The organism is Kribbella sp. NPDC059898 (assembly GCF_042730855.1).
In the GTDB taxonomy this organism is placed as follows: Bacteria; Actinomycetota; Actinomycetes; order Propionibacteriales; family Kribbellaceae; genus Kribbella.
On record NZ_JBHWKR010000022.1, the window covers coordinates 25372 to 48704 of the forward strand.

Consider the following 23333-nt stretch of genomic DNA (forward strand, 5'->3'; position numbering starts at 1 on the left):
TTTGTTGCGGTTGGAGGGGGAGCCTTCGGTGGAGGTTCGGCGGGGGTGCCGGCGGGAGCGGGAGGAGTTGGTTCGGCGGCCGATGGTCGGGTTGCTGAATGCGGTGGCCGACGCGGATTCGGCGTACGAGGACTTCGCGGTGTGGGGGTACGGCGAGGTGTTGTTGCGGGCGTGGCAGTGTCAGAGTGCGATCGTGCGGCTGGCGCGGAACGTCGAGCTGACGGTGCGGTTCGATCTTGACGGGCTGGAGGTCGCCCTGGCCTGGTGGTACGCGCCGTCGGAGCAGATCGAGCGGTACCGGGCCGCGGTAGCCGATGCTGCGTCCGGGCGGCGGTTGGCCGGCGTACTGCGGAAACTCGAGCGGGACGGGTACGTGGTGTCGGGCGATCGGCTGAAGCGGACGCTGCGCGGGTATCCGGCGGACCATCCGCGGGCGGAGCTGCTGCGGCACAAGTCGCTGATCGCGACTCGGCCGCTCGGTGCCGGGGACTGGATCCACACCGCGGCCGCGGCGGACCGGGTCCTGGAAGCCTTCACGCCACTGCGCCCGCTGTCCCGCTGGCTGGTCGAGAACGTCGCGTTACCGGGCCGCGAAGGGGCGCGGACAGGGGGCTAACCCACCGACCGATACGGGGGCTAGCACCATCGTTGCGCCGGGCTGCGGTCTTTAGCGTTGTCGGCATGGTGAGTGAAGAGCCGGGCGCGCCCAGGTTCACTGTCGTGATTCCCGCGTTCAACGAGGAGCGGTTCATCGCGGACTGCCTGCGGTCGCTCGAAGGACAAGACTTCGCCGGTGGGGTCGAAGTCGTTGTCGTCGACAACAACTGCACGGACCGGACGGCCGAGATCGCGCGCGGGTACGGCGCTGTCGTGGTGAGCGAGGAACGACCTGGTGTCTGCGCCGCCCGGCATCGGGGCAGTACGGCGGCGCGCGGCGAGATCGTGGTCTCGAGCGACGCGGACACCGTGTTCGACGCGGGGTGGTTGTCGCGGATCGACCGGACCTTCCGGGAGGATCCGGGCCGGGTCGCGGTCGCCGGACCCTGCCAGTACGTCGGTGGACCCTGGTGGGGACGGGTGTACGCCGGGATTCTGTTCGACATCGTGCATCTCGTGCATCGGGCGACCGGGCGGGTCATGTACGTGACGGCGACGAACATCGCGTTCCGTAAAGACGTGTGGTCGGGGTACGACCTGACCGGGACCCAGGGCGCGGACGAGCTGGGGCTGTTGCGGCAGCTGCGGACCCGTGGGCGGGTTGCCTTCGATCGGAGCAACCCGACCTTCACCTCCGCGCGACGGTTGGCGCGTGGGTTGGCGTACAACGTGGCGGTTTCGTTCCTGTTCTACTACGCGCTCGCGGTCATGCTGAACCGCGCCGCCGGGCGGCCGGTGATCGGTACGGCACCAGCGTTTCGGAGTACAGCCGTCAAGTCCCGACGGCGGCAGCGCGTCAAGGCGCGGGCGATCGGCTTGGCGTGGCTGGCCGCGATCATGGCGGGCGCGATCATGGCAGCCGGTCTGGTCGAGAACACCTGGCTGGCGAAACGATGAACCCACGAGGGGCGGTGGGAGTGGGCGCGGCGGCGGTCGGGGCGGCGTACTGGTTCATGATGTCGCCCTACTCGCAGGCGCTCGGGCGGTTCCCCTTTCGCGGGCCGGGTGACGAGCGTGTGGTCGCGCTGACCTTCGACGACGGGCCGAACGAGCCGTACACCTCGGAGCTCGCGGACTACCTCGACGAGGAGGACATCCGCGCGACCTTCTTCCAAGTCGGCAAGGCCGTCCAGCGTCATCCCGAGGTGACGAAACGGCTCAGGTCAGCGGGGCATGTCATCGGGCTGCACGGTCACACTCATGAGTTCACGCAGTACCTGAGACGCCGTACGCTCGCCGACGAGCTGCGCCACGGCCTGGACGCGTTCGGCGAGTTGGGCATCCGTCCAGCGCTGTACCGGCCGCCGTGGCTGCTCCGCATCCCGGCGCTCCCGGGCCTTCTCCACGAGCACGGTCTGCAGGTGGTGTCCGGCGAGTTCTGCCATCTCCTGGAGGTTGCCCAGCCCAGCCCGCACCGGATCGCCGACCAGGCGCTCCGCAGTACCCGCCCCGGTTCGATCATCATCTTCCACGACGGCTGGGACGGAAAATCGGCCGACAGAGCCGCAACCGTAGAGGCCGTCAAACTGCTGACTCCTCAACTGCGCGCACGCGGCTACAGCTTCACCACAGTCGACCGCCTCCTCGGTCTACCTGCCTACAGCTAGCTACCAGAGGAAGTCCTGCGGCTTCTTCTGCACTTCTTCGCGGATGGCGTCCAACTGTCCCGCAAAGAGGCTGGTCAGGCCACAGTTCAGGCAAACAACGGCACTCAACGACGACATCGGGCGTTTCCAGAGCGACCGACCGATGGGGTGGATGCCCACTGCCTGCTGGCTGATCACTTCCAGGTTGCCGATCTGCTGACCACCACAACTAACACACGGCGGCAGGGTCGGCGCAGCTTGACTCATTCCGTCAACCTACCGCTCGGGAAGGTTGAGTCGCACACATCCCTCGGGCGTCTGGTCGCGCACTCGATCGCGCTCCAGACACTCTGCAATGCGACCGGGTCGTTGGCGATGCCGACCGCAGGAAACTCGGTGTATCGGCCGAGCGCGAGGTTCTCGTCCTCGGGTAGTTTGCCCGCAAGGACTCTGGACTGTCGCAATGCGGCGAGACACGTGAGCGCGAGATCCCTCGAAGCCCGTGCGATGGATCCCAGATTGAAGGCCAGGATCGGGTCGTCTTCCTTGACGTACAGCGACCAGACCGAGACCCGGGTTCCGTCGATCACGTAGTAGAAGCCCGCGGACGGTGCTCGCCCACCTCCGCCTTGTACGACAGCTCCGGACGTCTGCGCGTACGACAGCAACTCCTGGACGAAGTCCCGCGCCGGTGCGTCGACGACGTTCTCCGCGGCACCTTCCAGATCCTCCGCAGACCAACGCCGGCGTACCCCGGAGGTCGCGGCCTTTCGATCGGCCACCTCCGCCCCGTACGTCGCCGGCACCAGGACCTCGGCTCCGCCGACGAGTACGCGTCCCAGCTCCAGCGCCATGATCGAGACCGAGTCACCGAGGTGCACGTTGAGGTACTCGATGATCGCCCGCAACTCCGAGGTGATCGCGTCGACCGCGACGACCAGGCGGAGCCGGCCGGCGGCGAGGTTCGCGCCGATGCGGTGGGAGAGTTCGTCTGCATCGACGTCTGCCTCCGGCAGGGCGCTGAGGAGTGAGCTTCCGGATCGCCGGGCGAACTCGGTCGAGAAGTCCGGCTCCGACGTACCGGTCAAACCGCTCGCGTAGGCGAAGATCTGGCCGATCACGGCCCGCCGGATCTCGGCGTTCCGCGCCAGCTTGCACTCGATCAGGGTGATCGTCCCGAACTCGTCGGTGCAGACCAGGTCGACGACCCCAACGCCGGCGATCGCGAACTGCCGGGCGACGGCTGCGCTGTCACAACCCGGGATCAAGTACGGGTGGTCGGCGAGCACCTGTTCCAGGTCGGCTTCCGAGCCCCACGACCGCGGATCGGCGGCAGCCCAGCGATCCCCGTCTTTGACCAGCACCACCATGGTTCCCCCCACAATCGGACAGACCACCATCGTAGGAGTACTGGGTCAGCTGTAGGTGTGTTCGATGGTGTCGAGGAGCCAGGTGAGGCCGGTGGCGAAGTTGTCGGGGTGGGTGGCGAAGCCTTGGTCCCTGGTACGTCGGGCGATCGCCTCGCTAACAGATGCGTCGTATCAGTTCGTTGGCCAGTTCTTGGTGTGGTTGTCGAGGTGGGCGGCCAGGGCGAGGGCGGTGAGGTCCTGGTGGTGGGGGACGGCGAGTTGGGCGCCGATGGGGAGGCCTGTGGTGGACCAGCCGGCGTTGACGGTGGTGGCGGGGTGGTGGGACATGTTGTAGGGGACGGTGAAGGCGATGTGTTCGAAGGGCTTGGCGGGGTCGTCGGTCGGGTAGGCGAGTTCGGCGGGGAACGCGGTGATCGGGGCGACCGGGGACAGGATCACGTCGTACGTCGTGAAGACCTGGGTGACCGCGGACGCCATCGCGGCCATCTGGCTGTAGCCGTGGAAGACGTCGGCGGCGGTGAGGTCCGACGCCGTCGACACCCAGGTACGGATCTGCGGCAGCACCTTGGCACGGCGTTCCTCGGGGAGGGCGGCGATGTCGGTGGCGGAGCGGATCCGCCAGAAGTGGTCGAGGCCGTCGAGCATGTCGCGGGTGATGATCGGCGGGATCGGTTCGACGATGGCGCCGGCCGCTTCCAGCGCGGAGGCCGTCGACGAGACGGCGGCCGTGACCTCGGGATCCACCGGAAGTCCGACACCGGCGTCCAGCAGCAGCGCGATCCGCAGTCCCTTCAGTTGTACGTCGAACACGTCGGACGGCACCGGCAGAGACGTGTGGTCGCGCGGGTCGTACCCCTGCATCACCGACAACGCCAGCGCCGCGTCGCCCGCGGTCCGGGTCAGCGGTCCGATCGCGCGTCCGGCGTACGGGTTGCCGACCGCGATCCGCCCGTGGGTCGGCTTCAGCCCGACGAGTCCGCACCATCCGGCCGGCAGGCGGATCGACCCGCCGATGTCCGTGCCGATGTGGACCGGGCCGTACCCGGCGGCGCCCGCGGCCGCCGCGCCCGCGCTCGATCCGCCGGCGGTCTTCGTCAGGTCCCACGGGTTCCGGGTCAACCGGTGGAACGTCGACACCCCCGACGACAGCATCCCGTACTCCGGCATCGTCGTCTTGCTGAAGATCACCGCCCCGGCCGCCCGCAACCGCGACGCCGCGGGTGCGTCCTCGGCGGCCGGTACGAGTGCGGTCGCCGCGGTCCCTTGCGGTACGGGCGTTCCGCGCGTCGCGATGTTCTCCTTCACGGTCACCGGTACGCCGTCCAGCGCCCCCGCCGTACCGTCCCGCCACCGGCGCTCCGACTCCTGCGCGGCGGCCCGTGCACCCTCGGCGTCCAACGCGTACAGCGCGCAGATCTTGGGCTCGACGGCGGCGACGCGATCCAGTACGTCGGAGATCACCTCGACGGGCGACAACGAGCCGTCGCGGTACTTCGCCAGGAGTTCGACAGCGGTCAGGTCGGCGAGACTCATACAACCTCCTAGTTCGGTGGTTCGAAGCGGCCGTCGACCGCGGTCCAGCCGCCGTCGACGGCCAGGACGCTGCCGGTGACGAAGCTGGCGGCGTCGGAGGCGAGGTAGACGACGGCACCGGCGAGCTCGTGCGGTTGGGCCCAGCGGCCGAGGGCGCCTTTCTGGGCATAGGCGTCGTACCAGGCCTGGTTTGCCTTGATCTGGGCGGTCAGTGGGGTTTCGACGACACCGGGGGCGATCGCGTTCGCGCGGACGCCGGACGGTCCGAGCTCGGCGGCCGCGGTGCGGAGGAGCTGGACGAGGCCGGCTTTGGTTGCCGCGTACACCGATTGGCCGGGCTCGACCGTCGTACCGCGGATCGAGCTGAAACCGATGATGCTGCCGCTTCCGCGCTCCGCCATACCTCGGCCGAAGGCGCGGATCAGTTGGAAGGACGCGCGCAGGTTGAGCGAGACGACGCGGTCGAACTCGTCGGAGGTGTAGTCGAGGATCCGCTTCCGCACGTTCGTCGCGGCGGTGAACACCAGCACATCCACAGGATCCAACTCGACCGCAGCCTGCTCGACTCCCGCATCGTCGAGCACGTCCAACACGTAGGCCGTCATCCCACCGCCGCCGGAGGAGGAGGTGCGGTGAGCGGCCGTTTCTTGGGCGGCTGGCAGGTCGCGGTCGGCGCAGGTGACGCGCGCGCCGTGGGCGGCGAGGGCTAGGGCGCTTGCTCGGCCGATGCCGCTGCCGGCGCCGATCACCACGGCGTGCTTTCCGTCCAGCCGGAACAGCTTCGTGTAGTCCATCGGCTCACCTGTCATGGGCGCGGGCGGATGATCGCCATCCGGGTCGTGGTCAGTTCCTCGATCGCGAACCGCGGCCCCTCCCGCCCGGTCCCGGAGTCCTTCACCCCGCCGTACGGCATCACGTCCGACCGGAAACCAGGCACATCGTTGACCACCACTCCCCCCACCTCCAGCCGATCGATCGCCGCGAACGCGGTCTCCAGCGACGACGTGAACACACTCGCCTGCAACCCGTACCGCGTCTCGTTCACGACCCGCAGCGCACTCTCCACATCTGGAACCGACCGTACGGCGATCACCGGCCCGAAGATCTCCTCGTCCCACGCCGGCAGACCATCCGGTACGTCGGTCAGCACCGTCGGCCCGAGCACCTCCCCCGGAGCCTCGTAGGCGATCGACGCCCCCGCCTGCACGGCATCGTCCACCCACTGCCGGACCCGTGCCGTCGACGCCGGGTTGATCAACGCGGACACCCGCGTCTCCGGATCCCGCGGATCGCCGACGACGACGCCCGGAAGCCGAGCACCCAGCTTCGCCAGCAACTCGGAGCGCACCGCCGAGACCGCGATCACCCGCTGCACCGAGATGCAGGCCTGCCCGGACGCGTAGTACCCGCCGCGCACGATCGCGTCCGCGGCCGCGTCCAGATCGGCGTCGCCGGCAACGACCAGCGCCGAGTTCGACCCGAGCTCGAGCAGTACCTTGGTCGGCGCCGCGTCCCGCGCGATCCGGTGCCCGACCGCGGCCGATCCGGTGAACGACACCGCGCCGATCCGTGAATCGGTCGTCAGCGTCGCCCCAACCTCCGGCCCGCCCGTGACCACCTGCAACGCGCTCGATGGCGCGCCGGCATCAGCCAACGCCGAGCGCATCACGTGCGCGAGCCACAGCGTCGCGAGCGGCGTCTGCGGCGCGGGCTTCACGATGATCGGGCACCCGGCCGCGAACGCCGGCGCAATCTTGTGGGCCGCGAGCAACAACGGGTAATTGAACCCGGTGATCCCGACCACCACCCCGATCGGCTTCCGCACCCAGAACCCCTGCAGCCCCGCACCGCTCGGCAGCAGATCCAGCGGCACGGTCTCACCGTGCAACCGCGCGACCTCCTCCGCCGACGTCTCCAGCGTCAGCAGCGTCCGATCGATCTCGACCCGGCAGTCGACCAGCGGCTTCCCGGTCTCCAGCACGAGCAGCTCGACGAACGCGTCCCGCTCCGCCAGCACCGCAGAATGCACACCCTGCAAGACCTTCCGACGCACGTACGACGGCAACCGGCCGACCTCTTCACGTACGGCGAGCGCGTTCTCGAGCGCCGCCCGCGCCAGGGCAACCTCACCGACCGGCGCATCCGCCACCGTCGACCCGTCGTACGGGAAGATCACCGGTGCGGTGGCCGGTGTCTCGATCCACGACTCGCCGATCGGCAAGCCGGCGGGGAACTTCATGCGGGATCTCCCTTCGCGAGCAGGTCGGAGGTGGTCGCGCCGGAGAGTGCGCGTTGCAGCGTCGGGATCGCCGAGACCAGGCGCTGCGTGTACGGATGCTGCGGGGCGGCGTACACGTCCGCGGTGTAGCCGGTCTCGACGATCTGGCCGGCGTTCATGACGGCGACGCGGTCGCAGACGTGTTTGACCACGGACAGGTCGTGCGAGACGAACACGAGCGTCAGGTCCAGCTCGTCGACCAGGTCCGAGATCAGGTTCAGGACCTGGGCGCGGACCGAGACGTCGAGCGCGCTGACCGGCTCGTCGGCGATCAGGATCCGCGGGCGCGGGGCGAGGGCGCGGGCGATCGAGATCCGCTGGCGCTGTCCGCCGGAGAACTGGTGCGGGTACCGGTCGCCCGCGTCGGCGGAGAGGCCGACCGCTTCGAGCAGCTCGCGGACGCGCGCGCCGGACGCCGGATGTCCTTGGACGACAAGGGGTTCGGCGATGATGTCGCGGACCCGCATACGTGGGTCGAGCGAGCTCATCGGGTCCTGGAAGACGAGCTGCAGGTTCTCGCGGAGCGGCCGGAGCCGGCGCTCCGGGAGGTGGGTGATATCGGTGCCTTCGACGAACACGTGGCCGGAGGTCGCGCGGTCGAGGGCGGCGATGATGCGGAGCAGCGTGGACTTGCCGCAGCCGGACTCGCCGACGATGCCGAACCGCTCGCCCTGCTTGACCTCCAGGCTGACGCCGCGGAGCGCGTGCACGGCAGGAGCCGGCTTCAGGAGGGACGTACGTGGGCGGGGGTAGTCGCGGACGACGTCGACCACCTGGATGACCGGTTCCGGCGTGGACCGGCCTGCCGGGGGGTGCTCAGCCATCGGTGCCTCCAGCCGGGTGATGACAGGCGAAACCGTCGGTCTCCGACCCCGACCACGGCGGCATCTCCTCGCACAGGGCGGTCGCGTGCGCGCACCTGGTACGGAAGACACAGCCGGACGGGAACTTCCCCGCGGGCGGGACGTTGCCCGGGATCGTGGTCAGCCGCCGGTCGTTGGTGTCCAGGTCGGACGCCGCGAGCAGACCTTCCGTGTACCGATGCCGGGGCCGCGTGAACACCTCCGCGACAGAACCCGCCTCCACGACGCGGCCGCCGTACATCACCAGAACCCGTTCGCAGACGGTGGCGACGACGGCGAGGTCATGGGTGATGAAGAGCAATGCCGACGACCGATCGACCACGCCGCGCACGATCAGGTCGAGGACCAGTGCCTGGACCGTGACGTCGAGCGCCGTCGTCGGCTCGTCGCAGATCAGCAGCGCCGGATCGTTGGCCAGGGCAAGCGCCAGCACGACTCGTTGCCTCATGCCACCGGACAGCTGATGCGGGTACGCGCGGAGCGTTTCCGGCGGCAACTGCACCCGCTCCAGGAGGTCGGCCGCCGCCGTACGAGCCGCTGGTTTGGCCAGCGTCTTGTGGATCAGCATCGCCTCGGTGACCTGGTCGCCGACCCGCATCGTCGGGTTCAGCGCGGTCATCGGCTCCTGGAACACCATCGCGATGTCCCGCCCGCGGACCCGCGACATCCGCCGTTCGTCCGCACCGACCAACTCGTGGTCGACCCCGTCCAGCCGGACCGAACCGCCGGCCCGGACGTCCTCCGGCAACAACCCGAGAATGCTCAAGGCGGTCAGCGACTTCCCCGACCCGGACTCCCCGATCAGCCCGACCCGCTCCCCCGCGCCGACCGTCAGGTCCACGTCGGACACGAGCGTCGTGTCCCGCACGGACACCGACAACCCGCGCACCGTCAGCACGTCACTCATCGCCGGTCCTCCAGCTTCGGATCGAACCGGTCGCGCAGACCGTCGCCCAACAGGTTGAACCCGAGCACCGCGATCGCGATCGCCACCCCCGGGAAGATCGCCAGCCGCGGCGCGCTGAACAGGAACTCCTGGCTCTCCTGCAGCATCCGGCCCCACGACGGCGTCGGCGGCGGCGTGCCGTACCCGAGGAACGACAACGCCGCCTCGGCCAGCACCGCGATCGCGAACGACACCGACGCCTGCACGGTGATCAGACTCGTCACGTTCGGCAGCACATGCCGTACGGCGATCGGCCACGGCCGGCGCCCCGCCGCCCGTGCCGCGAGCACGTACTCGGTCCGCATCACCTGCAGCGCGCCGCTCCGGATCACCCGCGCGAAGCTCGGCACCGAAGCGATGCCGATGGCAACCATCGCGGTGAGCGTGCCGGCCCCGAACACCGCGCCGAACATGATCGCGAGCAGCAACGCCGGGAACGCGAGCAGCAGGTCGTTCCCGCGCATCACCAGCTCCGCCGCCCACCGCCGCGTCATCGCCGCGAGGATCCCGAGCGGTACGCCGATGACCGCGGCCACGCCGACCGCGACGACGCCGACGAACAACGTCGTACGGGAGCCGACCATGACCTGGCTGAGGACGTCGCGGCCGAACTTGTCGGTGCCGAACCAGTGCGACCACGACGGCTTCAGCAGCCGCGACGCCGGGGTGACGAGGGTGGCGTCGTACGGCGTCCAGACGAACGAGACGAGGGCCATCAGCACGATCACGCCGACGATGACGGCTCCCGCCAAGAGGCTCGGGTTGCGGCGCCTCATGCCGACCTCAGCCGGGGGTCGAGGGCGACGTACAGGACGTCCACCAGGAAGTTGACCAGGAGTACTGCGAGCACGAGGACCATCACCACGTCCTGCACCAGCAGCAGATCGCGGTTCGAGACACCGTCCAGCAGGAGGCTGCCCAGGCCGGGGATCACGAAGACGCGTTCGACGACGACTGCTCCGATGAGAAGGGTGGCCAACTGGAGGCCCAGGACTGTTACGACCGGAACAGCGGCGTTTCGGAGGCCGTGTTTCCACAGGGCTTGGAACGGGCGGAGGCCTTTGGCGCGGGCGGTGCGGAGATAGTCCTCGCGCAACACGTCCAATACGGCGCTGCGGACGTACCGGGTGAGGACAGCGCCTTGGACCAGGCCCAGCGACAGCGCGGGGAGGATCAGTTGCTTGAGGAACATCGCGGGATCCTGCGCCGGCGGGGTCCAGCCGTTGGCGGGGAGCCAGCCGAGTTTCACCGCGAACACCACGATCAGCAGGATGCCCGCGAGGAACGCCGGGATCGCGACACCGAGCTGCGACACCGTGGAGAGCACCAGCCCGGAGACCTGCCGGTGCCGCGCCGCCATCACGGTCCCGGCCGGCACGGCGACGACCAGCGCGACGATCATCCCGGCGACGACCAGCCAGAGCGTGACCTGCAGACGGTCGAACACCTGCGGGCCGATCGCCACCTTCGACACGTACGACGTACCGAGGTCGCCGTGCAGCAGACCGCCGACCCAGTCGAAGTACTGCGTCGGCAGCGGGCGGTCGAGACCGAACTGCCGGCGCAGTTCGGCCACCGCCGCGTCCGAGGCGTTCACGCCGAGCGCGACCCGGGCGGGGTCGCCGGGCAGCACCGCCATGAACGCGAAGACCAGCACCGTGCTCACCGCGAGACTGACCAAGAACACGCCGGTGCGCTCGATCAGGCGGAGAATCATCGGCTGAGCTTGGACAGATCGAAGTTCTCGGTGATCGCGTTCGTTGGCAGCCCCTTGATGTCCTTGTCCGCGACCATCAGGTTCGGCAGCAGGAACAGCCAGTCGCCCGCGGCCTGTTCGGACAGCCGCCTGGCCGCCTTCTTCATGTCCGCGACCTGCGTGGCCTCGTCACCGGCGTCGGCCGCGGCCAGGTCGGCCTGCAGCGTCGGGTCGTCGTACCGGGTGTAGTACTTCGCGTTGAACACCGCGCCCAGGTCGCGCGGCTCGACGTGCGCGATGATCGACATGTCGTAGTCGGCGTTCTTGAACACCGTGGTCAACCACGCGGCCGGGAACTCCAGCTGGTCGATCTGCACCTTCAGGCCGGCCTGCTCCAGGTCGCTCTTCACCACCTGGCCGCAGGACGTTGCGTACGGCAACGTCGGGAGCCGGAGCCGGAGCGTCTGCCCGGCCGCACCGGAGGCCTGCAACAACGACTTCGCCTTGGCCAGGTCGTACGGCGCGACCCCGGTCAGGTCCTCGTACCACGGGTCGGTCGGCGGGACCATGCTGCCGATCAGCTTGCCGCGCCCGGCCCAGCAGGTGTCGAGCAGCGCCTTGTGGTCGATCGCCATCCGGATCGCCTGCCGGGTGCGGAGGTCCTTGAACACCGGCCGCGAGTTGTTGAACGACAGCAGCACCTCGCCGTTCGTCGTCCCCTCGATCACCTGGTACTTCGAGTTGCTGGTGAACTGGCTCAGCGCCTCGGGCGCCTGCACCGTGCCGATCACGTTGATCGTGCTGGTCAGCAGCGCGTTGTTCAGCGCGGTCGCGTCCTTGAAGTACTTGAGCGTGATCTGCTGGAAGAACGGCTTGGTGCCCCAGTAGTCGTCGTTGCGGGCCAGCACGATCGAGTCGCCGCGGTTCCACTTCGAGAACTTGAACGGCCCGGTGCCGACCGGCGCGGTGGCCAGTGCGCTGACGCCGGTCTCGGAGAACATCGCGCCGATCCGGGTCGTCATCCGGAACAGCCAGTCGTTGCTCGGCCTGGAGAGTGTCACCTGCAACTGCGTCGGCGACACCGCCTTCGCGCCGGAGACCACGTCCATCGCGCTCTTCAGCGAGATCGTCCACGCGGTCTTCACCCGGTTGATGCTGAACACCGCGTCGCTCGCGGTGAACTGCTTGCCGTTGGTGAACTGCGCGTTGCCGACCAGGTCGAACGTGTACGTCTTGCGGTCCGGGGACACCGTCCACGACTTCGCCAGCGACGGCACGATCTTGCCGGAGTCGTCCTGCTTGACCAGCGTCTCGTACACGTTCCCGAGCAGCGCCTGCGGGATCGCGGCGCCGTCGGTGGTGGTGAAGTCCAGGCTGGCCGGCTCCGCGACCAGGCCGATCGACAGGTTCTGCCCGCCTCCCGGCGAGCTGCCGCCGGACGACGTACCGGACCCGGCCGAGCACGCGGTCACGGAGAGTAGAGCCGCGGCGGCGAGCAGTGCGACCACCCGCATAGGGAACGACTTCACGTCTACTCCTCCAGTGCACCCAACTGGTCCGACCAGTGGACTAGGTCTCAATGGGCCACTAGGTTTGTCCCCTGCTCAGGTGCCTGTCAAGCGACTGGGGGTGTGCCGAATGCCGAAGTCTCCGCAGTTCCAGCCGGTGCAACCCGTGCGCGCCTACCAGCGGATCGTCGAGCAGGTCGAGGAGGCGCTGGCCCGCGGCGAGCTGACCCCCGGTCAGCGGCTGCCGAGCGAGCGTGAGCTGGTCACACAGTTCGCGGTCAGCCGGTCGACCGTCCGCGAGGCACTGCGGGTGCTGGAGAGCAACGGCGTGGTGCGCTCCCGGCCGGGCGACCCGAACGGGCCGGAGATCCTGCCGTTCTCGCAGGCCGCGCTGCGCAAGCAGGTGGCCCGGCTGGCCCGGGTCGACGAGGTCACGCTGAGTGAGTTGATCGGGTTCCGGATGATCATGGACGGCGCCGCGATCCAGGTCGCGTCCCGGCTGCGGACCCAGGAGGAGCTGGACGCGCTCGAGGCCACCCTGGTCGCGATGCGGGACGCGATCGACGTCGACTTCGACGCGTTCAGCGAGGCCGATCTGGCGTTCCACGAGCTGATCGCCCGGATCAGCCGGAACTCACTGATCCAGACCTGTAACGAGGTCGTCCGCGGCGTCGTACTCGGGCTGATCTCGGACAAGATCGCGCACGCACCGAACAGCCGCGCGCTGATGCTCGAGTCGCTGCACCACCACGCCGAGGTGGTCGACGCGATCCGCACCGGCAACGGCCACGCCGCCGCCCGGATCGCCCGGCAGAACATGTTCGACTACTACGCCGGCTACGTACCGGAGGCGGAGCGCGAGACCCTGCTCGCGCTCATCCAGGACTGACCCCCGAGGACCGGGGCCGAACGACAGGAGGCAGTGGCGCCGAGCGCCTGGTACGCCGAGCCCGCCCGCTCGAGGCGTAACGCCTGCATCCTGCCGTCCGGTACCGGTCCTCCTCAGCTGTCGTGCTCGAGGATCCGGATCCGCGGGACCTTCAGCACCTTGCGCGCCTTCGTGGTCCAGTCGGAGCACAGGAACCGCGCCGCGGTCTCCGGCCAGGCGACCACCACGACCTCCTGGCTGCTCGTCGTCTTCACCATCTGCATCAGCGCCAGCAGCACCTCGCCGTGCGTGATCGAGACCTGCACCGGGAACCCGCTCGCGGCCCGGAGTTGACGTGCGCTGTGCTCGATCACCGAGGCGAGATCGACCGCGGGGTCCGCGAGGGTCGCCAGCTGTGTTCGGGCCACTGGCGGCGGACCGGTCCACGCCGACGGCGCCGTCGCGGAGCCGACCACGGACGCCGAACCGGTCAGCCCGGCCACATCCGCGAACGTCGAACCCAGCAACGCCATCGGACCACCCGGGCCGTTCTCCGGATGACTGGAGATCAGCAGGTGGTAGTTGACGACTTCCTCACGCTTCGCGTGCAGGGCGGCCACGCGTCGCGCGTCGCCCTCGCTCATCTCGCGCTCGATGAGCACCACCACGTCGTACGTCATTCGTGGCTCCCTTCGCCAATTCCGTTGTACTCCAGGCCCGGAGCGCACCAAAGCACCGGACTCGCGTCCGTCACGGAATTGTCAAAATCCTCTCAGGCTCCTGCCAGACTCGCCCGAGCGAAGGGGTTGCCCGGGCTCAGACCGCACGCACGCTCGCCCGCGCCCGGCTGTCGGGGGCCAGCACCGCGAGCAGGTGCGGCGCATCGATCAGCGCGACACTCGCGTTGTCCAGCAGGCGCGGATGAAGCGCGTACACTTCCGCCCCCGGCCGGGCTTCCACGTCTCCGGTGAGCACGGCAACGAATTCCGCACCGGCCGCAGCGTCCACGTCCCAGGCACGATCCGGCTCCAGCCGCGCGGTCACCCGGCGCGCGAACGCCGCCAGGTCCTCACCCGCGGTCCGCCGGTACCCGACGGCGGACCCGTCCGCGCACCGGACCACGATCTCGTCGGTGCGGGCGGCCGCGTGCCAGCAGCAGATCTCCCACAGGCTGACCCGGTCGCCGGAGCCGTGGACCTCCTCCAGCGTCGCCGCCATCAGCCCGAGCTGACCGGCGTACCGGGCGATGTCGTGGCCGTACCCGGCGGCGCTCAGGTTGACGTCGTACCAGCGGAGCTCCTTCGTGTGCAGGTCGACGCCGAACGGGAGCAGGATCTTCGCCGGCCCGGCCAGGTCGAACCGCTCCTCGACCGCCGCCGGATCGAACAGCCCCGACGGCTGCCGCAGCATCCCGACGAACCCGCGCTCCAGTTCCTCGAACGGTACGTCGTTGTAGCTGAACACGACCGGCAGCAGGTACCGCCCGCCGACCCGGCGCACCGCCCGCAGATCGACGTCGACGAACTCCGTCGAACCGCCCGGCCCCGGCGCCGACGTCAGATCGCCGGAATGCACCAGCGCGTCCTCGTCGAACCGCAGCCGGGTGTAGTCGCACAGCCCGACGAAACCCCACTCGTCGTCGAACACCGCGACCGACAGATCCAGATCGACCCGGCGGCCGGCCGGCTCGACCCAGTGCAGGAACAGCCGCAGCAGCTCGTCCTGCGGGATCGGCACCGCACTCCCCCGCGGCATCCGCAGCAGGCTCGCCGACGCGTTCCGCTCCGAACCGGGCGCCGCCAGCCGGCTCAGCTCCTCGTCCAGGAACGCCCGCCGCCAGCGCGGCAGACCTGTTGCCCTACGCAACATTTCGCCGACCAGTACGCCGGACAGCTCGGCGGCCAGCGCGGCCGGCAGCGGTTCACGTTCGTCGACCGCGGTCCAGACCCGGGTGGTGCCGCCGCGCGGGAAGAACAGCCGCAGATCACCGGGTGGCGTGCGCACCTGCCCGAGCGCGGCCGTGAGGACGACCGGCGACACGTCCGAGACGGCAGTCGTCAGCGCGTCGACGAGGGCCGCGTGATGCTCCGGCGGCAGCGCCCGCGCCAGCTGTACAAGTCTGCGCACCAGCTCGCCGGGGCGCTGCCGGAGCAGGTCGAGCGCCTGGTCGGGACGCCCGTACGTGAACCCGCCCTCGACCCGCGAGCCGAACGTGGTCAGCACCAGCCGCCCGTCCGCGACCCGCACCAGCGGATGCCGCGACGCCTCACCCGCCACCGCACGCCCGACGGCCGTGCCGAGATCCAGATCCGTACGGCGGAGGACCGCGAACGCGAGCGCGGCGACCGGACAACGCGCCGCGAACTCGAACGGATGCAGGTTTTCGCCGATCCGCTTCCAGGCCCGCTCGTGCCGGAACAGGTCCTCCACCAATGTCTCCACCGGCATCCGGTCCAGCCGCTGGAGCAGGAGCCGCCGTGTTGCCCGAGGCAACGACTTCCGCCGGGCGGGTGGGGTCCGCAGACCCGGGTCGGCGTCCATCAGCACGTAGATCAGCCGCAGTACGTCGGTGGCGGTGTCGGTGCGGTCGATCATCGCGGGCTCGGCGGCCAGGAAGTGTGCGATCACGAGCGCCCGGGTCTCGCGGACCGGGATGTCGTCGGGCAGCCACGCCGAGCTGGCGCCGTCGAGCAAGAGCTGCAGGTCCGCGCGATCCGCTGCGGACAACGGGGATCGGCGGGCCAGCAGACCCTCGATCGTCTGTCGCACCGAGTCGGCGGTGGCCAGCGACAGCAGCCGCAGACGGTCAGAGCGGACGTGGACCTCTTCGTCCTCGTCGGCCGACGGGCGGAGGAACGGGTCGTTCGGGTCGATGCGCCGCAGGCACAGCGGGCAGGCGCTGAAGTCGGCCCCGTCCCAGCAGGTCCGGCAGACCAGGTGCGCACACGGCGAGACCGCATGCACGGAGCTGGTGTCGCCGCACAGCACACACGGCTGCTCGGGCTCTTGGAGTAGCCGTGCGAAGACCCTGTTCACGTAGAAGGTCTCGGTGTTGCCCGGCACGCTCTCCGGGAACCCGCGGAACAACGGCGTGTGCTCGGTGTCGAACCCGGACTCGGCGTCGAGCAGCTCCAGCAGCGCGTTGCCGAACCCTGCCAGCGCGGGCGCGGACAGCGAAGCGCAGTACCGGTACAGGCCGACCGACAGCAGCAGCCCGCGCTGGATCAGGTCCGCCTGCAGCGCGGACAGTCCCGCCTGGATCGTCAACGGCCGCCGCAGCCACTGCCAGGCGGACCGCCGTACCGGCGGAGTCAACGCCGTCGCATCGACCAGCCGCCGCCGACGCAGCAGCACGGCCGCTGGTTGATCGGGCATGGGCGTCTCCCCGTGAGCGTCAGGACGAAGGCGCCAGGGGCGGAGAGCGGACGCGCTACTTTGCCTGGTGAAGGAGAAGGAAGCACGTCCAGGAGCCGCCCCTGGCACTGAGAACGCTACCGGGCGCCACCGACAGTTTCCGGATGGCCCAGGAACACCACAGGCCCCCACAAAAAGAGCCCGGTGGCAGGGTCGGGGCCGCCCCGCCCAGACCCCGCCACCGGAGAACACCAGAGTAGAACGTTCATCCAAATCTTGCCCCACCGGGTCCCCGATCTGACCAAGATTTGGCACTGATGCGCCGCGACTCCGTCACGTTGCTCACAGTCAGGAGGTGTGAGACCACGGAATGTGGTTAACGTTCCAGGTATGACCGGTGGGGTGATCGAACGTGCGCGGTGGCGGGACGTCTTCGGGCATGCGGAGTTCCGGGCGCTGTTCCTGGCCGGCGTACTGTCCGTCGCAGGCGACCAGATCGCCCGCGTGGCACTCTCCGTCCTGGTCTTCGACCGCACCTCCTCGGCCGGCCTGACGGCGCTCACCTACGCCCTCACCTACATCCCCGATCTCCTCTTCGGCCCCCTCCTCTCCGGCATCGCCGACCGCTACCCCCGCCGCACCGTGATGATCGTCACCGACGTGGCCCGCGCGATTCTCGTTGCGGCCATGGCAATCCACGCCCTCCCCCTGATCACGGTGATCGTGCTGCTGCTCGCCCTGCAGGCGTTCGGCTCACCGTTCAACGCGGCGCGAGCGGCGACGCTGCCCGCCGTACTTCCCGGTGACCATTACGTCCTCGGCAAGGCCGCGAACGACATGGTCGTGCAGTTCAGCCAGGTCCTCGGGTTCGGGTTCGGCGGCGCGGTCGTGGTGGCCGCCGGGACGTCCGGCGGGCTGCTGCTGGACGCGGCGACGTTCGTACTGTCGGCCCTGCTGGTCGTCTTCGGCGTGCAGCGCCGGCCGACCCCGAACGGTGGCCAGGCCGGTCATGGCACGAATGCGCCAGCCACGAGCTACTTCCGCGACCTCGTGGCCGGCTTCTCCCTCGTCGCCCGTACGCCGCAACTGCGGACGCTGGTGCTGCTCGCCACGATCGCCGGCTTCTACGTGACCGTGGAGGGCCTCGCCGTCCCGTACGCGCACGAGATCGGACACGGCACCACCGCGGCCGGCTTCCTGCTCGCCGCCAGCCCGGCAGGCGCCGTACTCGGCATGTGGCTGATCACCAAGTGGCAGCCGGAGCAGCGTCTGCGGCTGCTCGGGCCGCTGGCGGTCCTTGCCTGCGTGCCGCTGGTGTTCTGCCTCGACGCGCCCGGCCTGCTGGTCTCAGTGGCGCTGTGGGCGCTGTCCGGGCTGGCGTCGGCGTACCACCTGCCGACCAGCGCTGCGTTCGTGCAGGCAGTGCCGGACGCACAGCGTGGCCAGGCGTTCGGGGTCGCGAGTACAGCACTGAAGAGCAGTCAAGGGATCGGGATCCTGCTCGCCGGGCTGCTCGCCGACAACTGGTCGCCGTCGGTGGCGCTGGGCACGATGGGGGCTGTCGGTACCTGCGCGGCCCTGCTGGCGGGCACTGCCTGGGCACGTGCCCGCCGGGCCGCGAACGAATTTTCTGCCAACTGAGCCGCCGGAGATCCGCGCAAATATCTCCCGATCAGCTCCGTTAAATGTCGGTAAAGAATTCTCGGGTCACCATTCGTTGCCGCTACGGAACCATTCATTGCCAGGCTCGCGGAGCCACTCGTTGCCACCCTGGAACCACTCGTTGCCGGTGCCGGTGAACCACTCGTTGCCGCCGCGGAACCACTCGTTGCCGGTGCTGGTCTTCGTCATGGTGCAGATCCTTCCTTCGTCATCCCAGGGGATGAAACAAACGCGGGCCGGTGCTGACCTCGCGTGAACAGGCAGTTACTATTCAGGAATAACCGTTCAGGTCGATCCTGGTGAGGCCACAATGATTCTGATCGGTCGGAGCAATTTGGTGCCACCCCGGCAGTGGAAGCTCTGGTCGCTCCCCCGTCCCGCGTTGTCGTACGTTCTCGGGGTCGATGCGGTCGCGATCATGATCACCGTCCTGTCTGCCGGATCGACGATGTCCCGGGGCGTCAGCGACAAGGAGTGGCTGGCCTTCGGCGTGCTGACGGCAGCGTCCATCCTGCACCTGGAGTCTGCCCGCGGGATCGAGCGCCGACGCGAGATGGCAGCCAATACCTCGCCGTACACGAACCTCAAGAGCCTCTGGGTGTTCGCCGGGCTGTTGCTGCTCCCCCTCAGCCTGGTGGTCGCGCTGGTCGTGATCTCGTACGGCTACTCCTGGATCCGGGTCTACGGCCGGACGATCGCGCACCGGAAGGTGTTCTCGGCCAGCACGTTCATCCTGGCCAGCGCGGCAGGTGCCGCCGTACTGCGTGCCGGCGGCCTGCTGCACGAGCCGCGCGTACCGACCGGCCCGTGGCCGTTGCTGGTCGTGCTGGGCGCGGCAACGACCTGGTGGCTGGTGAACTTCGCGCTGGTCATCGGAGCGATCCTGTTGTCGTCCCCGGACGCCACCGCGCGTGGTGCGTTGGGTGATCTGGCAGACCAGCTCGTAGTGGTCGCGGGCCTCGGGCTCGGCGTAGCGGTCGCCGCACTGCAAGCGTCGTACCCCTGGGTGGTTCCGATCCTGATGGTGACGGTGCTGACGTTGCACCGCGATCTGCTGCTGCCGCAGTTCCAGCGCGCGGCGGGTACCGACGTGAAGACCGGCCTGGCCACACCGGCGTACTGGGCCAGCGCAGTGCCCGCGGAGCTGGCCCGGGCGCAGTCGCTGCGGAGCACTGTCGGGCTGCTGATGCTGGATCTCGACAAGTTCAAGGAAATCAACGACACGTACGGGCACCCGGCCGGTGACCAGGCACTGCGGGCGGTGGCGGAGAGCATCCGCGCCGAGGTCCGCCAGGGCGATCTGGTCGCCCGGGTCGGTGGCGACGAGCTGGCGGTCCTGCTGCCCGGCGCCTCCGAGGGCGAGGTGCTCGAGGTGGCCGGCCGGATCCGCGACCGGCTCAGCAAGCTGAGCGTCGCGGTGGAGACCACGAGCGCCAGCAGCACCGTGATCACCGGCGTACCGGCCTCCATCGGCGCGGCGGTCTACCCCGAGGTCGCCGAGACGATGGACCAGCTGATCCTGGCCGCCGACAACGCACTGCTGAGCGCGAAGCGAGACGGACGGAACAAGATCGTCACCGCCCGGCCCGGCATCGCCGATCGTGCAGACGAATCCGTCACCGACTGACAGCGCCGGCAGCGTCGCCGAGCTGCTGCGCGGCCACCGGCGAACCGCGGGTCTGACGCAGGCCGCGCTCGCGGAACTCGCGGGCCTCAGCGAGCAGGCGATCAGCCTGATCGAACGCGGTACCCGCCGCCGGCCGCGCCGCCAGACGCTGGACGCGATCGGCAAGGCACTACAACTGGACGCCGCGGCCACCGCAGCGTTGCTGCGGGCCGCCAAGCAACAGAACGCAGTACGAGCGACCGGACCGCCTCGGGTGCCGCACGAACTTCCGTCCGCGCCCGCCGACTTCACGGGCCGCGAGGAGGAGCTGGAACGGCTGCTGTCCGTTCTGTCCACCGTTCCCGAGGTCCCTGACACAGTGCCGATGTTCGCCATCAGCGGTATGGGCGGAGTCGGCAAGACAGCGCTGGCGGCCCGGGCGGCGCACCTCGTCGCACCGAGCTTTCCGGACGGGCAGCTCTACATCGATCTGCGTGGCTACGGGCCTGGTGACGCGGTCGAACCGCTCGCGGCCGCCGGCCAGTTGCTGCGGTCGCTGGGCTTGCCTTCCTGGGTCGTTCCCGATGACGTCGACGGCGCGACCGCGATGCTACGCAGCTGTCTGGCGGGCCGGCGGGTGCTGCTGGTCCTGGACAACGCGAACAGCGCCGCGCAGGTTGCGCCGCTGCTGCCCGGCGCGCCCGGCCCGGCGGTCGTGATCACCAGTCGCCGGGCGCTCATCACGCTTCCCGGCTGCGTCCAGATCGGACTGGTACCGCTGCCCGATGCGGCGACGGTCGAGCTGCTGTCCACGGTCGCGGGCGCCGCGCGGATCTCGGTCGACAGCGACGATGCCCGGGAGATCGCGCGGCTGACCGGCAACCTGCCGCTCGCCGTACGGCTGGTGGGCGCCCGGCTGGCAGCGCGCCCCAACTGGCCGGTCGCGCATCTCGTCGAGCAGTTGCGCGACGAACGCAGACGGCTCGACCAGCTCGGCTCCGGCGAGTCCGGCGTACGGGCGAACATCGCCGGGTCGCTCGAGTTCCTGGCCGCCAGTGACAGCGCACTGGACCGCCGTGCGGCGGCGACGATCGACTACCTCGGGTTGCTCAGCAGCGCGGAGCTCATCACGCTCACAGCCGCCACGCTGCTCGACGAGCCGGTGCACCAGGCGGAGCGATCGTTGGAGCGCCTCGTCGACCTCAACCTGCTCGAGGCGGTCGCGCCCGGGCGGTACCGGCTCCACGACCTCGTCCTCACGTTCGCCCGCGAGCGCGGGCTGACCGAGCTGCCCGAAACCCTCCAGCAAGGAGCACTCGACCGGCTGCTCCAGCTGTACGTCGACATTGCTTGGTCATGCCAACGATTGACCCATCACCACAGCAGACGGGTCGCACTGGCCGGATCCACGTCCGATCCGGTCGGATTCAGCGACGCGGGCGCCGCCCTGGAATGGCTCGACGGTCAGCAGGCGAACCTCATCGAGGCGTTCGGTCAGGCGCGGCGGACGCCCGCGCTCCACGGGCGGCTGCCCGAGCTGGCGCTGGCGCTGTTCGGCTATCACGAAGCACGGTCGTGCTGGCCGCAGATGCGATCGATCATCAGCGCCGCGCAGGAAGTGGCCGGTGCCGAGCACCGCCTGCTCGCCGCGTGGCTGCAGCACGATCGCGCCATCCCGGACGTCGAACACCATGACCTGGAGTCCGGTGAGCAGCATCTGCTCCGGGCCCTGGATCTGTTCGAGGAGCTGGACGACGCTGTCGGTCAGGCCCGGTGCTGCTCGTCGATCAGCTACGTGTACAGCATCCAGGACCGCCTCGACGAGTGCCTCGTGTGGACCGACCGTACGCTCGACCTCAGCCGCACCATCGGGGACCCGAACGTCGAAGGCCTCGGGCTGCTGATCCGTGGTACGGCGCTGGCCAAACAAGGCCGGCACGACCTGGCGAGGTCGTCGTTCGAGCTCAGCATCGGCATCGCCGAGGCCAGACTGAACCAGCGGTCGCTGGCCAAGCGGTACGGCATGATCGGTCACGCGTACCTGGCGGCCGGGCAGGTCGACGACGCGGCCACCGCCTTGCTCCGCGGGTTCGAGAGCTTCGCCGCGTCCGGTGACGAGAACGGTCAGGCGGAGATGCTGCTGCGGCTCGCGAGTCTGGAACTTGCCCGCGACAACGAATCGGCGGCTTCCCGGTACGCGACCGCCGGCCTGGCCCACGCCCGCTCGGGCGCGGATCGGCATCGGGAGGGTGAACTACTGCTGGTCGCTGGTCAGATCGAGTACGCGCGCGGCCGGCTGCAGGAGGCCCGCGGCCGATGGCAGGAGGCGGCGGCGCTGCTCCGCGTCTACGCCCCACACGCGGAGCAGCAGGCCGTCGACCTCCTCAGGCTGCTCGACTAGTCAGCGGATCCGAATCAGGGCCTTTCCTCGCAGGGTGCGGTTTTCCAGGGACTGGTGGGCGTCTGGGAGTTGGGCGAGGGGGTAGATGCGGTCGATGACGGGGCGGAGGTCGCCCTTGGCGGCGCGGGTCAGGACGTTGTGGGCGGTGACCTTGGTGGTGGTGGAGTCGGCGCGGAGGTCCATGATGCCTTTGACGGTGATGCCGCGGCGGTCGGCGGTGGCTGGGTCGATGGGGGCGAAGCCGCCACTGGGGGCGCCGTGGGCGGAGAACCAGCCGCCGTCCTTGGTGACGGTGAACGCGGTGGCGCCGAGTTCGCCGCCGGCGCCTTCGAAGACGATGTCGGCGCCCTGGTTGTTGGTTGCCTCTAGCACCGACTTCTCCCAGCCCGGTTTGCTGTAGTCGATCAGTACGTCGGCACCTTGGGCGCGGCTCAGCGCGAGCTTCTCCTCGCCGCGGGCGGCCGCGATCACGTGCGCGCCGGCCTGGTGCGCGAGCTGGATCAGGAGCAGGCCCATGCCACCGGCGGAGGCGGTGATCAGGACGTTCCGGCCGGTCATCGACGGCGCGAGCTCCTCGAGCATCAGCGCGGTGAAGCCGTCGCCGTACACCGCGACCGCGGTCTCCAGGGCGAGCTCGGGCGGTAGTTCGACCTCGGGGGTGAGGACCGCGAGTTCGGCATGGCCGCCGAAGTTCGGTGGCCGGCCGACCACGGTCTTGCCGATCCAGTCCGCCGGTACGCCGGGGCCGACCGCGCGGACCCGGCCGCCGAGGTTGCTACCGGGAACGTACGGCGGCTCGACCTCGAAGAACTTCCCGTGGCCGCCGCGCCGGATCGCGGTCTCGACGAAGATCAGGTCCGCGAGCTCCACCTCCACGAGCACCTGCCCCGCGGCGGGCACCGGATCCGGCACTTCGCGGACCTCGATCACTTCCGGACCGCCGAACGCGGTCACCACTGCTGCACGCATCGCTGTTCCTTCTGGTCGGAGGTCTAGAGCGTGCAA

At 69.5% G+C, this 23333-nt stretch carries 21 protein-coding genes; 7 read left to right on the top strand and 14 right to left on the bottom strand.

Annotated features, from left to right (window positions below; translation table 11 throughout):
* The first annotated feature begins 28 nt into the window (after positions 1-28).
* The 3 genes from ACFV9C_RS40585 (at position 29) to ACFV9C_RS40595 (ending at position 2264) form a co-directional block, all read left to right on the top strand.
* Positions 29-616, top strand: a complete 588-nt coding sequence (locus ACFV9C_RS40585; RefSeq protein ID WP_380202601.1) for a DUF2461 family protein — start codon at positions 29-31, stop codon at positions 614-616.
* Positions 617-681: 65 nt separating this feature from the next.
* Complete coding sequence (locus ACFV9C_RS40590; protein WP_380202603.1) at positions 682-1554, top strand: glycosyltransferase family 2 protein; 873 nt, start codon at positions 682-684, stop codon at positions 1552-1554.
* The gene (locus tag ACFV9C_RS40595; RefSeq protein WP_380202605.1) at positions 1551-2264 is read left to right on the top strand and encodes a polysaccharide deacetylase family protein; all 714 of its coding nucleotides are present in this window, start codon (positions 1551-1553) and stop codon (positions 2262-2264) included. The genes ACFV9C_RS40590 and ACFV9C_RS40595 overlap by 4 nt, the downstream gene beginning before the upstream one ends.
* On the opposite strand, the gene ACFV9C_RS40600 is transcribed toward ACFV9C_RS40595, so the two are convergent.
* From ACFV9C_RS40600 to ACFV9C_RS40645, 10 genes are all read right to left on the bottom strand, one after another.
* Positions 2265-2510, bottom strand: a complete 246-nt coding sequence (locus tag ACFV9C_RS40600) for a hypothetical protein (protein ID WP_380202607.1) — start codon at positions 2508-2510, stop codon at positions 2265-2267.
* Complete coding sequence (locus tag ACFV9C_RS40605) at positions 2507-3610, bottom strand: hypothetical protein (protein WP_380202609.1); 1104 nt, start codon at positions 3608-3610, stop codon at positions 2507-2509. Before ACFV9C_RS40605 ends, ACFV9C_RS40600 begins: the two co-directional genes overlap by 4 nt.
* A 174-nt stretch (positions 3611-3784) precedes the next feature.
* Complete coding sequence (locus ACFV9C_RS40610) at positions 3785-5146, bottom strand: amidase (protein ID WP_380202611.1); 1362 nt, start codon at positions 5144-5146, stop codon at positions 3785-3787.
* An 8-nt stretch (positions 5147-5154) separates the two neighbouring features.
* The gene (locus ACFV9C_RS40615; RefSeq protein WP_380202613.1) at positions 5155-5940 is read right to left on the bottom strand and encodes an SDR family NAD(P)-dependent oxidoreductase; all 786 of its coding nucleotides are present in this window, start codon (positions 5938-5940) and stop codon (positions 5155-5157) included.
* Positions 5941-5951: 11 nt separating this feature from the next.
* Entirely contained in the window at positions 5952-7385 is a 1434-nt protein-coding gene (locus ACFV9C_RS40620; protein ID WP_380202615.1) for an aldehyde dehydrogenase family protein, read from the bottom strand.
* Complete coding sequence (locus tag ACFV9C_RS40625; protein WP_380202617.1) at positions 7382-8248, bottom strand: ATP-binding cassette domain-containing protein; 867 nt, start codon at positions 8246-8248, stop codon at positions 7382-7384. The genes ACFV9C_RS40620 and ACFV9C_RS40625 overlap by 4 nt, the downstream gene beginning before the upstream one ends.
* Positions 8241-9194, bottom strand: coding sequence for an ABC transporter ATP-binding protein (locus ACFV9C_RS40630; protein WP_380202619.1), 954 nt, complete (start codon positions 9192-9194; stop codon positions 8241-8243). The genes ACFV9C_RS40625 and ACFV9C_RS40630 overlap by 8 nt, the downstream gene beginning before the upstream one ends.
* A complete protein-coding gene (locus tag ACFV9C_RS40635; RefSeq protein ID WP_380202621.1) occupies positions 9191-10009 on the bottom strand; it encodes an ABC transporter permease in 819 nt (272 codons plus the stop codon). Before ACFV9C_RS40635 ends, ACFV9C_RS40630 begins: the two co-directional genes overlap by 4 nt.
* Positions 10006-10950: an ABC transporter permease gene (locus ACFV9C_RS40640; RefSeq protein WP_380202623.1), complete on the bottom strand. Its 945-nt coding sequence runs from the start codon at positions 10948-10950 to the stop codon at positions 10006-10008. The genes ACFV9C_RS40635 and ACFV9C_RS40640 overlap by 4 nt, the downstream gene beginning before the upstream one ends.
* Entirely contained in the window at positions 10947-12458 is a 1512-nt protein-coding gene (locus ACFV9C_RS40645; RefSeq protein WP_380202625.1) for an ABC transporter substrate-binding protein, read from the bottom strand. Before ACFV9C_RS40645 ends, ACFV9C_RS40640 begins: the two co-directional genes overlap by 4 nt.
* A gap of 109 nt (positions 12459-12567) precedes the next feature.
* Between ACFV9C_RS40645 and ACFV9C_RS40650 the strand changes: the two genes are divergently transcribed.
* Complete coding sequence (locus tag ACFV9C_RS40650) at positions 12568-13326, top strand: FadR/GntR family transcriptional regulator (protein WP_380202627.1); 759 nt, start codon at positions 12568-12570, stop codon at positions 13324-13326.
* Between the two features lie 113 nt (positions 13327-13439).
* On the opposite strand, the gene ACFV9C_RS40655 is transcribed toward ACFV9C_RS40650, so the two are convergent.
* Positions 13440-13985 carry a hypothetical protein gene (locus ACFV9C_RS40655; RefSeq protein ID WP_380202629.1) on the bottom strand — a complete coding sequence of 182 codons (546 nt, stop codon included), beginning with the start codon at positions 13983-13985 and terminating at the stop codon, positions 13440-13442.
* Positions 13986-14121: 136 nt separating this feature from the next.
* Positions 14122-16680 (bottom strand): MXAN_6230/SCO0854 family RING domain-containing protein, encoded by a 2559-nt coding sequence (locus ACFV9C_RS40660; protein ID WP_380202631.1) that lies wholly within the window; start codon positions 16678-16680, stop codon positions 14122-14124.
* A 369-nt stretch (positions 16681-17049) separates the two neighbouring features.
* Here ACFV9C_RS40660 and ACFV9C_RS40665 point away from each other — a divergent pair, with 369 nt between their 5' ends.
* On the top strand, positions 17050-18300 hold the full coding sequence (locus ACFV9C_RS40665) for an MFS transporter (RefSeq protein WP_380202633.1): 1251 nt from the start codon (positions 17050-17052) through the stop codon (positions 18298-18300).
* Between the two features lie 66 nt (positions 18301-18366).
* Here ACFV9C_RS40665 and ACFV9C_RS40670 read toward each other — a convergent pair whose 3' ends face one another.
* Positions 18367-18510, bottom strand: a complete 144-nt coding sequence (locus ACFV9C_RS40670; RefSeq protein ID WP_380202635.1) for a hypothetical protein — start codon at positions 18508-18510, stop codon at positions 18367-18369.
* A 148-nt stretch (positions 18511-18658) separates the two neighbouring features.
* On the opposite strand from ACFV9C_RS40670, the gene ACFV9C_RS40675 reads away from it, so the two are divergent.
* Entirely contained in the window at positions 18659-19948 is a 1290-nt protein-coding gene (locus ACFV9C_RS40675) for a diguanylate cyclase (RefSeq protein ID WP_380202637.1), read from the top strand.
* Positions 19923-22328: a helix-turn-helix domain-containing protein gene (locus ACFV9C_RS40680; protein WP_380202639.1), complete on the top strand. Its 2406-nt coding sequence runs from the start codon at positions 19923-19925 to the stop codon at positions 22326-22328. The genes ACFV9C_RS40675 and ACFV9C_RS40680 overlap by 26 nt, the downstream gene beginning before the upstream one ends.
* Here ACFV9C_RS40680 and ACFV9C_RS40685 read toward each other — a convergent pair whose 3' ends face one another.
* Complete coding sequence (locus ACFV9C_RS40685) at positions 22329-23297, bottom strand: zinc-binding dehydrogenase (protein WP_380202641.1); 969 nt, start codon at positions 23295-23297, stop codon at positions 22329-22331.
* Positions 23298-23333 lie beyond the last annotated feature (36 nt).